This window comes from Pseudomonas sp. Marseille-Q5299 (genome assembly GCF_943737035.1).
GTDB classification, from domain to species: Bacteria; Pseudomonadota; Gammaproteobacteria; order Pseudomonadales; family Pseudomonadaceae; genus Aquipseudomonas; species Aquipseudomonas putida_E.
Genome location: NZ_CALSFR010000003.1, coordinates 94,232 through 106,064, shown reverse-complemented (window position 1 = coordinate 106,064; position 11,833 = coordinate 94,232). Strand labels below are relative to the sequence as shown.

Sequence of the window (11,833 nt, the reverse complement as noted above, 5' to 3'; positions counted from 1 at the left end):
CCATGAATTTCGCCAAACTCGGCCTGATCGAACCGTTGCTGCGTACCCTGCAGCAGCTGGACTACACCACCCCAACCCCGGTCCAGGCCCAGGCCATCCCCGCCGTGCTGGCCGGCCGCGACCTGATGGCCGCAGCCCAGACCGGCACCGGCAAGACTGCCGGTTTTGCGCTGCCTGTGCTGCAGCGCCTGGCCTTGGAAGGGGAAAAGGTCGCCAGCAACTCGATCCGTGCCCTGGTGTTGGTACCGACCCGCGAATTGGCCGAGCAGGTGCACAACAACGTGCGCGAATACGCCGAAAACCTGCCGCTCAGCACTTACGCGGTGTATGGCGGGGTCAGCATCAACCCGCAAATGATGCGCCTGCGTCGTGGCGTCGACCTGCTGGTGGCCACCCCGGGGCGCTTGCTCGACCTGTTCCGCCAGAACGCGGTGAAGTTCAACCAGGTGCAGACCCTGGTGCTCGACGAAGCCGACCGCATGCTCGACCTGGGTTTTGCCGAAGAGCTGCAGTCGGTATACGCGGCCCTGCCGCGCAAGCGCCAGACGCTGCTGTTTTCCGCTACTTTCTCCGACCAGATCCGCATGCTGGCAGGGCTGGCGCTCAATGACCCGCTGAGCATCGAGGTCAGCCCGCGCAACGCGGCTGCCACCACGGTCAAGCAGTGGCTGGTGCCGGTGGACAAGAAGCGCAAGGTCGACCTGTTCTGCCACCTGCTGCGCAAGCAGCGCTGGAAGCAGGTACTGGTTTTTGCCAAGACTCGCAATGGCGTAGACCAGTTGGTCGAGCGGCTGCTGGGCGAGGGCGTGAACGCCGATGGCATTCACGGTGACCGCCCGCAAGCCACGCGCCAGCGCGCGCTGGACAGCTTCAAGGCCCGGGAGATCCAGGTACTGGTCGCCACCGACGTTGCCGCCCGCGGCCTGGACATCGACGACCTGCCGTTGGTGGTCAACCTCGACCTGCCGATCGTGGCCGAGGATTATGTGCACCGTATTGGTCGCACGGGCCGTGCCGGCAATAAAGGCGAGGCGATCTCGCTGGTATGCGCCGATGAAGTGCAGCAGTTGGCCACGATCGAGACGCTGATTCGCCAGACCTTGCCGCGCCACGAGGAACCGGACTTCATTCCCGATCACCGGGTGCCGATGACCGATGCCAGTGGCCAGGTGATCAAGAAGCCGAAAAAGCCCAAGAAGCCGAAAGAGAACAGTGCCAAGCGCGGGCTGGGGCGCTGGATGGACAGTGGCGACGAGGCTCCGGTCAAGTCGGTGCGCAAAGTGCCCAGCTTCAATACCGGGCCGAAGAAGCGCAAGCCTTGAGGTTTTGGGGCTGCTTTGCAGCCCTTTCGCGACACAAGGCCGCTCCTACGGACAGTCGCGAAAGGGTCGCAAAGCGGCCCCCGCATCCTGTCAGGAAGACCGCGCCAGCCAATCCGCCGCCGCCCGCCCGGCCCGCAACCCACTGGCAAAGCACGCCGTCAACAGATACCCCCCCGTCGGCGCCTCCCAGTCCAGCATCTCGCCGGCACAGAACACCCCAGGCATGCCCTTGAGCATCAACCCCTCATCCAGCCCCTCGAAGCGCACACCACCGGCACTGCTGATCGCCTCGTCCAGCGGCCGGGTGCGTACCAGCGTGATCGGCAGCGCCTTGATCGCTCGCGCCAGGGCGGGCATGTCGGCAAACGTCGCCTGATCCGTCAGTTCACGCAGCAGTGCCGCCTTCACCCCGTCGATGCCCAGCTGGCTGTGCAGGTGCTTGGCCATCGACCGTGAACCACGCGGCTTGGCCAGGGCCTGGGCAATCTTGTCCACAGGCTTGTCCGGCAGCAGGTCGAGCAGCAGCGTTGCCTGGCCGTCGCGGTTGATGGCCTCGCGCAACGGTGCAGACCAGGCATACACCAGGCTGCCCTCGACACCCTGGGCGGTAAGGATGAACTCACCTTTGCGCGTTGCCGTGCCTGGCATGCCCAAGGCGATGTTCTTCAGTGGCGCGCCGGCGAACTTGTCCTTGAGCAGCGCACTCCAGCCTGCGACTTCAAACCCGCAGTTGCTCGCTTGCAAGGGGGAGATATCCACAGCCCGTTCGGCCAGCACAGGTTGCCAGGCACCGTCGGAGCCCAGCCTGGCCCAACTGCCGCCACCCAAGGCCAACACGACAACATCAGCCTTTACCTGCAGTTCGCCCTGTGGATAAGCGATTTGCAAGGCACCGTCGGCACCCCAGCCCAGCCAGCGATGGCGGGTGTGGATAACTACGCCGCTGTCGCGCAGGCGTTTGAGCCAGGCGCGTAGCAACGGCGCGGCTTTCATGTCGGTAGGGAAGACTCGGCCCGAAGTGCCCACGAAGGTTTCGATGCCCAAGCCGTGAATCCACTGGCGCAGGGCATCGGCATCGAAGTCGCCCAGCAGCCGCTTTATCTCGCTTTCGCGTTCGGCATAGCGCGCCACGAACTGGGGATAGGGCTCGGAATGGGTAATGTTCATGCCGCCGACGCCCGCCAGCAGAAACTTGCGGCCCACCGACGGCATGGCGTCGAACACCTGCACTGCCAGGCCCGCCTGGGCCAGGGCTTCGGCGGCCATCAGGCCGGCGGGGCCGGCGCCGATGACGACAGCCAGGGGAGGGGATGCGGGGCGTAGATCGGACATGGTGGTCAGCAGGCTGTGGAAAAGACCGCGCATTCTAACGCAGCAGGGGCCATGCAAGCACTGAGCAAAAAATGATCAGTATGCTGCAGGGCACGGTGGTAAAGGGCTGTAGCGGCTTTCCAGCAGGTTATCCACAGGCGGTTCCACAGTCATTGTGAACAACTGATGACCTTCGCCGCGCTGTGGTGGAGGATGCCGTGGCGCCGCGCCAAGGCTTCCCTGTCCTTGCTGTAGCCGCCGCCGATCACGCCGACCACCGGGATATCCCGCCCCAGGCAGTGGCGCATGACATGCTCGTCGCGCGCAGCCAAGCCGGCATCGGTCAGTTGCAGGTAGCCGAGGGCATCGTCCTTATGTACGTCCACACCGGCGTCGTACAGCACCAGGTCGGGTTGATACAGCGGCAACAGGTAGTTGAGCGCGTCTTCCACCACCTTCAGGTAGGCGGCGTCACCCATGCCCCGCGGTAGCGGAATATCCCAGTCACTGTGGGCCTTGCGCGCCGGGAAGTTCTGTTCGCAGTGCAACGATACGGTGATGGCGTCCGGGGTGTCCTGCAGGATGCGCGCGGTGCCATCGCCCTGGTGCACGTCGCAATCGAAGATCAGCACCCGGTGCACCCGCCCGGCTTCAAGCAGGTAGCGGCTGATCACGGCCAGGTCGTTGAAGATGCAGAAACCGGCTGGGTGGTCATAGTGGGCGTGGTGGGTACCGCCGGCCAGGTGGCAGGCCAGGCCGTGCTGCAGCGCCATTTCGGCAGCCAGCAGCGAGCCGCCCACCGCCCGCACGGTGCGCCGCGCCAAGGCCTCGCTCCAGGGCAAGCCCAGGCGGCGCTGGTCCTCGCGCGACAGCTCGCCGTGCATGTAGCGCGCGATGTAGTCGCGGTCGTGGGCCAGGGCGAGGATGTCGTTGGGGCAGATTTGCGGGCGCAGCAAAGCCTGGTCGGTGGTCAGCCCGCTCTCGACCAGGTGGTCGCGCAGCAGGCGGAACTTGTCCATGGGGAAACGATGCTCGGGTGGGAACTCCGGGCTGTAGTCATCGTGGTAGATCAGCGGCAACGGCATGGTGGGTTCGCAATCGGGGCCAGTGCTGATCTTGCCAGTTGTTGGGTTGTGGGTAAAAGTACTGCGCCGCGCCTACGCTGAACCTGTAGCACGGCAAAACCGGAGCACGCCCCATGACCCCCATCCTTGAACTGGAAAGCGCCCGCCTGGTGTTACGCCAATGGCATGACGACGACCTGCGCGAGTTCGCCGCCATGAGCGCCGACCCGCAGGTGATGCGTTACTTTCCAGCCCCCATGACGCGGCTGGAGGCGGCGGCACTGATCGGCAGGATCCGCGGCCATTTCAACGAATACGGTTTCGGCCTGTGGGCCCTGGAGCGCAAGGACAGCGGCGCCTTCATCGGCATGACCGGCCTGCTCAACGTCAACTTCGATGCGCCGTTCGCGCCGGCCGTGGAAATCGGCTGGCGCCTTGCCCGGCGCCACTGGGGCCTGGGCTTTGCCAGCGAGGCGGCGTGGACCTGCCTGCGTTGTGCTTTCGCCCAATTGCGACTGGAGGAGGTGGTGTCGTTCACTACCGAGGCCAACCTGCCGTCGCAGAAGGTCATGCAGGCCATCGGCATGGAGCAGGACCTGCAAGGCAGTTTCGAGCACCCGCGCCTGCCCGCCGGGCACCCGCTGCGGCCCCACGTGCTGTACCGCATCGACCGGCCCCGCTGGGAGCAGACCTTGCGCGCTGAATGAGCGGTCATGCGCGGTGCCGATGACAAACCCTGTATCATTTGCCTTCATGAAAGCGCCGTAGAGCTGTGATGCCTTGCTAGGAGAACCCCCGATGAGTCATGTGTTGGACGACCTGGTCGACCTGTTGAGCCTCGAGTCGATCGAGGAGAACCTGTTCCGTGGGCGCAGCCAGGACCTGGGCTTCCGCCAGCTGTACGGTGGCCAGGTGCTGGGCCAGTCACTGTCGGCGGCCAGCCAGACGGTCGAAGACGCGCGCCATGTGCATTCGCTGCACGGTTACTTCCTGCGCCCTGGCGATGCCAGCCTGCCGGTGGTCTATTCGGTAGACCGTGTGCGCGATGGCGGCAGCTTCAGTACCCGGCGCGTGACGGCCATCCAGAAGGGCCAGACCATTTTCACTTGCAGTGCGTCGTTCCAGTACGACGAGGAAGGTTTCGAGCACCAGGCGCAGATGCCTGATGTGGTCGGGCCGGAGAACCTGCCGAGCGAGGTCGAACTGGCCCGCGCCATGGCCGACCACCTGCCTGAGCGCATTCGTGACAAGGTGCTATGTGCCAAGCCGATCGAGATACGCCCGGTCACCGAGCGTGACCCGTTCAACCCCAAGCCCGGCGACCCGGTGAAGTACACCTGGTTCCGCGCCGACGGCACCCTGCCGGACGTGCCCGCGCTGCACAAGTACCTGCTGGCCTACGCCTCGGACTTTGGCCTGCTGACCACCTCGCTGCTGCCCCATGGCAAATCGGTGTGGCAGCGCGACATGCAGATCGCCAGCCTCGACCACTCGTTGTGGTTCCACGGCAACCTGCGCGCCGATGAGTGGCTGCTGTACGCCACCGACAGTCCTTGGGCCGGCAATGCCCGTGGTTTCTGCCGGGGCAGTATCTACAACCGTGCCGGGCAACTGGTGGCGTCGTCTTCGCAGGAAGGCTTGATCCGTCACCGCAAGGACTGGGCATGAGCCTGGCCGATATCCGCAACTGGGTGTTCGACATGGACGGCACCCTTACCGTGGCGGTGCATGATTTTGCCGCCATTCGTGAGGCGCTGGAGATTCCGCCCGAGGACGACATCCTCACCCACCTGGCGGCATTACCTGCGGCGCAAGCGGCCGCCAAGCATGCGTGGCTGCTGGAGCACGAGCGCGACCTGGCGGTTGCCTCGACTGCTGCTACCGGTGCCGTGGAGCTGGTGCGGGAGCTGGCCGGGCGTGGCTGCCGGTTGGGCATCCTTACCCGCAATGCGCGTGAGCTGGCGCATGTCACGCTGGAGGCGATCGGCCTGGCGGATTGCTTTGCCGTCGAGCACGTGCTCGGTCGTGACGAGGCGGCGCCCAAGCCCAACCCCGATGGCCTGCTGAAGATCGCCAGTGCCTGGGGTGTGGCGCCGAGCGAACTGGTGATGGTGGGTGACTACCGCTTCGACCTGGATTGCGGCCGAGCGGCCGGGGCGCGCACGGTGCTGGTAAACCTGCCGGATAACCCATGGCCGGAACTGGTGGACTGGCATGCGGTGGACTGCCGGGCTTTGCGGGCGTTGCTGGGCTGAGTTTTCGGTAGCCTGCGCTTGCCCTGCCGCCGGCAAGTTGATCACCGCTGCTGAAGGCTGCCCGAGCACCTGAGGGAGCCGGCTTGCCGGCGATAGGGCCGTTACTGTCTATGCTCACCCCCAGTCTTTTCCCCAAATGGAGAACCAGCCATGACCCATAAAGCCATCTACGTGCAACCTGGCGGCGGCTACGACAAGGTCGAAGTCGGCACCTGCGAGGCGGCTGCGCCCAAGCCCGGCGAGATCACCGTTCGCCTGCACGCCAGCTCCCTCAACTACCACGACTTTGCCGTGGTCAGCGGCATGTGGGGGCCGAGCGAGCGGCGCATTCCCATGGCCGATGGCGCTGGCGAAGTGACCGCTGTCGGGGCGGGCGTCAGTGAGTTCAAGGTAGGCGACAGCGTGGTCAGCACCTTCTTCCCGGACTGGCTCGATGGCCAGGCACTGGTCGAAGGCTTCGCCAGCGTGCCGGGCGACGGCATCGACGGCTACGCCCGTGAACAGGTCACCGCCCGCGCCACCTCCTTCACGCTGGCACCCAAGGGCTACAGCCACGCCGAGGCCGCCACCCTGACCACCGCCGGCCTCACGGCCTGGCGTGCGCTGATGAGCGACGATCACCTCAAGCCCGGTGACACCGTACTTGTGCAGGGCACCGGCGGCGTGTCGATCTTCGCCCTGCAGTTCGCCAAGCTGGCAGGCGCCACGGTAATCGCCACCTCGTCCAGCGATGCCAAGCTCGAACGCCTCAAGGCCCTGGGCGCCGACCACCTGATCAACTACAAGAGCACCCCGGCCTGGGGCGAGAAGGTGCGTGAGCTCACCGGCAACCGTGGCGTCGATCATGTGATCGAGGTAGGCGGGCCGGCGACGCTGGAGCAGTCGATGATTGCCGCACGGATCGGTGGCCATGTGTCATTGATCGGCATCCTTACCGGTGTCGCCGGGCAGTTGCCGCTGGTTCAGGCGCTGGTGCGGCAGATCCGGCTGCAGGGTGTGCTGGTGGGTAGCCGCGCGCAGCAGCAGGCGATGGTCCGGGCGATCGACGCCAACGGCTTGCTGCCTGTGGTGGACAAGCATTTCGAACTGGAGCAGATCGTCGAAGCGTTCCGCTACCAGGAGAGCAACCGGCATTTCGGCAAGATCTGCCTGACCTGGTAATCGCCAGCCTCAGTCCGGCAACAAGCGGTCCCGGCTGTTGGACAGATGCAGGCAGATCGCCGCCCGTGCCGCATCCGGGTCCTGCCGGCCAATGGCGTTGAGAATCGCCTCATGCTCCAGGTTGGCCAGGTAGGCATGCCGGGCCAGGTTGGCCCCGGCGCGTTCGGCGATGGCCATGCGGTTGCGTGGAATCAGGCCATTGCCCAGCTGCGCCATCATCTCGCTGAAGTACAGGTTGCCGGTGGCCTCGGCGATCAGCAGGTGAAAGCGGCGGTCCGCTTCGATGCAACTGTCACCGGCGGCGGCGAGGTCCTGATAATCGTCCAGCGCCTGGCGCATGCGTGCCAGGTGGTGTTCGTTGCGGCGCACGGCGGCGAGGGCGGCTGCCTGGCCTTCGAGGCCGATGCGCAGTTCCAGCAGGTCACGCACGCTTGCGGCATTCTCCACACCCACCCGCAACCCGGCCTGCGCCGGGCGCGCCATCACGAACGTACCAATCCCATGGCGCGGTTCTACCAGGCCAGAGGCCTGCAGCTTCGACAGGGCTTCACGCACCACGGTGCGGCTGACACCGTGCTCGCGCACCAGGGTGTTTTCCGACGGCAGTTTGTCGCCCGGCTTGATGGTGCCCAGCAGGATTTGCTGGGTCAGGCTGGAGACCAGGTCGTGGGCACGGCTGTGGCCTGTTTTGCGGGGCTGCTGGGGCATGGGCCGCTCCGGTTGGCGAGTTAGCTTGTACGACAAGTTAGTCGATAAAAATATTTTCTGCCTGTTTTTTCGCAGCGCCGGGCAACCTGAAAAGTGAACTTATTAGCTTTATCGCCGCTTTTATACGATCTATAAGCTTGTATTTTGTGTTTTTAACGACAATCGCCATCTTGTCGTACAACTTCGCCGCGCATATGCTCTGCCCACTGTCATGTCAGACCACCTCGACCCGCACAAAAACAATTAGTGGGAGATACACAAGTGAACGACACCCTCGATCCGTCTGCCCGTAACGGCGGCGACGTGCTGGCCAGCGCCGTGGCCAAGGTCAAGCGCCACGTCCTGCCGCTGTTCGTGATCATGTTCATCGTCAACTACCTCGACCGCGTCAACATCGGCTTCGTCCGGCCACACCTGGAAAGCGACCTGGGCATCAGCGCTGCGGCCTATGGCTTTGGTGCCGGGTTGTTCTTCATCGGCTATGCGCTGTTCGAAGTGCCCTCGAACATGCTGTTGCAGCGCGTCGGCGCCCGCCTGTGGCTGACCCGCATCATGTTCACCTGGGGGCTGGTGGCCACGGCCATGGCCTTCGTGCAGAACGAAACCCAGTTCTACGTGCTGCGCTTTTTGCTCGGTGTTGCCGAGGCCGGCTTCTTCCCTGGGGTGATCTACTACTTCACCCGCTGGCTGCCAGGTGCCGAACGCGGCAAGGCGATTGCCATCTTCCTCAGCGGCTCGGCGCTGGCTTCGCTGATCTCCGGCCCACTGGCCGGCGCGCTGATGCAGATCCAGGGCCTGGGCATGCATGGCTGGCAGTGGATGTTGTTCATCGAGGGCATGGCCTCGGTCACGCTGTGCTTCTTCGTGTTCTTCTGGCTCGACTCCAAACCGCACGACGCCAAGTGGCTGAGCAAGGCCGAGCAGGACGCGTTGGTCGATACCATCGACCGCGAGCAACGTGAGCGCGAAGCCACCGGCGCCGTCAAGGTATCGTCCTGGAGCTTGCTCAAGGACCGCCAGATCGTGCTGTTCTGCCTGATCTACTTCTGCATCCAGCTGACCATCTACGCTGCGACCTTCTGGTTGCCCAGCATCATCAAACGCATGGGTGACCTGAGCGACCTGCAGGTCGGCTTCTTCAACTCCATCCCGTGGCTGATCTCGATTCTGGCCATGTATGCCTTCGCCGCTGGCTCCTCACGCTGGAAGTTCCAGCAGGCCTGGGTGGCTGCTGCCCTGGTGATCGCGGCCATCGGCATGTTCATGTCGACCACGGGCGGGCCGGTGTTCGCCTTTGTCGCGGTGTGCTTTGCCGCCATCGGTTTCAAGTCCGCTTCGTCACTGTTCTGGCCGATCCCCCAAGGCTATCTGGACGCGCGTATCGCTGCGGCGGTGATCGCCCTGATCAACTCGGTGGGCAACCTGGGCGGCTTCGTCGCGCCCACCACCTTCGGCCTGCTCGAGCAGCAGACCGGGTCGATCCAGGGTGGCCTGTACGGCCTGGCCGTGACCTCGGTGCTGGCGGCCATTGCGGTGTTCTTCGTGCGCACTCGCCCAAAGGGCGTCCCCTCCAATGACCTCAAGGCCCCTTCGGCCTTGGGCCAGACCCACTGATGACTGCGAGACAACAACCATGAACATGCAGACGACTCCCGCACTCCACACCAGCACCCCCGTGGTCACCGACCTGCGCGTGATCCCGGTAGCCGGCCATGACAGCATGCTGCTCAACCTCAGTGGCGCCCATGGCCCGTTCTTCACCCGTAACGTTGTGGTGCTGCGTGACAGCGCCGGCAACACGGGCCTGGGCGAAGTGCCCGGCGGCGAGAAGATCCGCCAGACCCTGGAAGATGCCCGCAGCCTGGTGGTCGGCCAGCCGATCGGTCACTACCAGCGTGTGCTCAATGCCATGCGCCAGACCTTCGCCAACCGCGATGCCGGCGGGCGTGGCCTGCAGACCTTCGACCTGCGCATTACCGTGCATGCGGTGACGGCCATCGAATCGGCGCTGCTGGACTTGCTCGGCCAGCACCTCAATGTGCCCATGGCCGCGCTGCTCGGTGAAGGCCAGCAGCGCGACGCGGTGAAAATGCTCGGCTACCTGTTCTATATCGGTGACCGCCAGCAGACTGACCTGGCTTACCGCAATGAGGCCGACGCCGATGATGACTGGTTCCGCCTGCGCCACGAGAAGGCACTGACCCCTGAGGCCGTGGTGCGCCTGGCTGAAGCCGCCAAGCAGCGCTATGGCTTCAGCGACTTCAAGCTCAAGGGCGGCGTGCTGCGTGGCGAAGAGGAGATGGAGGCGGTGACGGCGCTGGCCGAGCGCTTCCCCGAAGCGCGCATCACGCTTGACCCCAATGGCGCCTGGTCATTGCAAGAGGCCATCGCCCTGTGCCGTGACAAGCACCACGTGCTGGCCTACGCCGAAGACCCGTGCGGTGCCGAAAACGGCTATTCGGGCCGTGAGGTGATGGCCGAGTTCCGCCGTGCCACCGGCTTGCCCACCGCCACCAACATGATCGCCACCGACTGGCGCCAGATGGGCCATGCGATCCAGTTGCAATCGGTGGACATCCCCTTGGCCGACCCACACTTCTGGACCTTGCAGGGCTCGGTACGGGTGGCGCAGATGTGCAACGACTGGGGCCTGACCTGGGGTTCGCATTCGAACAACCACTTCGATATTTCATTGGCGATGTTCACCCAGGTGGCCGCGGCGGCGCCGGGTGAGATCACGGCGATCGACACCCACTGGATCTGGCAGGACGGCCAGCGCCTTACCCGCGAGCCGCTGCGCATCGTCGACGGCCATGTGCGCGTGCCAGAGCGCCCAGGGCTGGGGGTGGAGCTGGATGAAGACCAACTGGCCAAGGCCCATGAGTGCTACCGCAGCATGGGGCTGGGAGCGCGGGATGACGGTGTGGCGATGCAGTTCCTGATCCCCGGCTGGACGTTCGATAACAAGCGGCCTTGCCTGGTGCGTTGAAGCCCGGTGCCCTATCGCCGGCAAGCCGGCTCCCACTGGGTTTGCGCTGAGCTTGAGAGCAGCGGAGTACCTGTGGGAGTCGGCTTGCCGGCGATTGGGCTGCGCAGCAGCCCCCTCACCCCGCCTCAAAAAATGCCCGAGCCATCGCCACAAACGCGCCCAGCACTGGGTTCGGATTATCCCGGCAATACGCCAGAAAGATCTCCGCCTGCTGGTCCGTCCCCACCATTGGCTTGAACACCACCTGCTCCAGCCGCAGCGCCTGCGCCGATGCCGGCACCACCGCACAGCCCAGCCCGACATTCACCAACCCCAGAATCGAATGCGTCTGCCCCAGTTGGTGCAGATAACGCGGCTGCACCTCGTGGCGGGCAAACAGATTGGCGATGCGATCATGGAAGTAGCGCCCCTCGTTGGCGCTGTACATCACGAACGGCTGCTGATCGAAATCGATCGGCTTGAGCCGCTCGCGCGCTGCCAGTGCATGGCCGACGGGGAGGGCGGCGACGAAGGGCTCGCGGTGGATCGGCAGGTACTCCACGCGCGCGCTGGGCAGTACCTGGCGCACCAGACCGACATCGATCAGCCCAGCCTCCAGGTCATGCACCTGGGTTGCGGAGATGCGCTCGCTGAGCACCAGTTCGATGTCGGGTACGGTCTTGGCGGCGTGCACCAGCAGGCGCGGGATCATGCTGTAGGCCCCGACCGCTGTGAAGCCCAGCGTCAGTCGGCCAGCCTCGCCATGGGCAATGCGCCGGGCCGACTGGCTGGCCGATTCGGCAATCTGCAGTATGCGCCGGGCATCTTCCAGAAAGCTCTGCCCGGCGAGCGTGAGCCGCGCCTGGCGGTTGTTGCGCTCGAGCAGCAGCACCCCCAGCGAATGCTCCAACAGCTGGATCTGCCGGCTCAACGGCGGTTGGGTCATGTGCAGGCGGCTGGCGGCACGGCCAAATGCAGCTCCTCGGCAACCGCTACGAAGCAGCGCAACTGGTGCAGCTCCATGATTCAATTCCTGAATTATTC

General features: G+C 64.8%; 11 protein-coding genes. 7 read left to right on the top strand and 4 right to left on the bottom strand.

Annotated features, from left to right (window positions below; translation table 11 throughout):
- The first annotated feature begins 2 nt into the window (after positions 1–2).
- The gene (rhlE1, locus tag NGJ21_RS09120; RefSeq protein WP_012312590.1) at positions 3–1,322 is read left to right on the top strand and encodes an RNA helicase RhlE1; all 1,320 of its coding nucleotides are present in this window, start codon (positions 3–5) and stop codon (positions 1,320–1,322) included.
- 90 nt (positions 1,323–1,412) lie between these two features.
- On the opposite strand, the gene NGJ21_RS09115 is transcribed toward rhlE1, so the two are convergent.
- Both NGJ21_RS09115 and NGJ21_RS09110 read right to left on the bottom strand, forming a co-directional pair.
- Complete coding sequence (locus tag NGJ21_RS09115) at positions 1,413–2,654, bottom strand: TIGR03862 family flavoprotein (protein ID WP_251962040.1); 1,242 nt, start codon at positions 2,652–2,654, stop codon at positions 1,413–1,415.
- A 149-nt stretch (positions 2,655–2,803) separates the two neighbouring features.
- Entirely contained in the window at positions 2,804–3,718 is a 915-nt protein-coding gene (locus NGJ21_RS09110) for a histone deacetylase family protein (RefSeq protein ID WP_046785151.1), read from the bottom strand.
- A gap of 113 nt (positions 3,719–3,831) precedes the next feature.
- Here NGJ21_RS09110 and NGJ21_RS09105 point away from each other — a divergent pair, with 113 nt between their 5' ends.
- The 4 genes from NGJ21_RS09105 to NGJ21_RS09090 all read left to right on the top strand — a co-directional run bounded on the left by NGJ21_RS09105 (position 3,832) and on the right by NGJ21_RS09090 (position 7,113).
- Positions 3,832–4,404 carry a GNAT family N-acetyltransferase gene (locus NGJ21_RS09105; RefSeq protein ID WP_046785152.1) on the top strand — a complete coding sequence of 191 codons (573 nt, stop codon included), beginning with the start codon at positions 3,832–3,834 and terminating at the stop codon, positions 4,402–4,404.
- 91 nt (positions 4,405–4,495) lie between these two features.
- Complete coding sequence (gene tesB / locus NGJ21_RS09100) at positions 4,496–5,365, top strand: acyl-CoA thioesterase II (RefSeq protein WP_012312594.1); 870 nt, start codon at positions 4,496–4,498, stop codon at positions 5,363–5,365.
- Positions 5,362–5,952 carry an HAD family hydrolase gene (locus NGJ21_RS09095; RefSeq protein ID WP_012312595.1) on the top strand — a complete coding sequence of 197 codons (591 nt, stop codon included), beginning with the start codon at positions 5,362–5,364 and terminating at the stop codon, positions 5,950–5,952. The genes tesB and NGJ21_RS09095 overlap by 4 nt, the downstream gene beginning before the upstream one ends.
- A 150-nt stretch (positions 5,953–6,102) precedes the next feature.
- A complete protein-coding gene (locus NGJ21_RS09090) occupies positions 6,103–7,113 on the top strand; it encodes a zinc-dependent alcohol dehydrogenase family protein (RefSeq protein ID WP_039603560.1) in 1,011 nt (336 codons plus the stop codon).
- A gap of 9 nt (positions 7,114–7,122) precedes the next feature.
- Here the strand turns inward: NGJ21_RS09090 and NGJ21_RS09085 are convergent, their stop codons facing one another.
- Positions 7,123–7,821: a FadR/GntR family transcriptional regulator gene (locus tag NGJ21_RS09085; RefSeq protein ID WP_046785154.1), complete on the bottom strand. Its 699-nt coding sequence runs from the start codon at positions 7,819–7,821 to the stop codon at positions 7,123–7,125.
- A gap of 261 nt (positions 7,822–8,082) precedes the next feature.
- Between NGJ21_RS09085 and NGJ21_RS09080 the strand changes: the two genes are divergently transcribed.
- Both NGJ21_RS09080 and gudD read left to right on the top strand, forming a co-directional pair.
- On the top strand, positions 8,083–9,435 hold the full coding sequence (locus tag NGJ21_RS09080) for an MFS transporter (RefSeq protein WP_046785155.1): 1,353 nt from the start codon (positions 8,083–8,085) through the stop codon (positions 9,433–9,435).
- Between the two features lie 19 nt (positions 9,436–9,454).
- Complete coding sequence (gudD, locus tag NGJ21_RS09075; RefSeq protein ID WP_012312599.1) at positions 9,455–10,810, top strand: glucarate dehydratase; 1,356 nt, start codon at positions 9,455–9,457, stop codon at positions 10,808–10,810.
- A gap of 115 nt (positions 10,811–10,925) precedes the next feature.
- Here gudD and NGJ21_RS09070 read toward each other — a convergent pair whose 3' ends face one another.
- Positions 10,926–11,735 (bottom strand): LysR substrate-binding domain-containing protein, encoded by an 810-nt coding sequence (locus NGJ21_RS09070; protein WP_502943510.1) that lies wholly within the window; start codon positions 11,733–11,735, stop codon positions 10,926–10,928.
- Between the last annotated feature and the right edge of the window lie 98 nt (positions 11,736–11,833).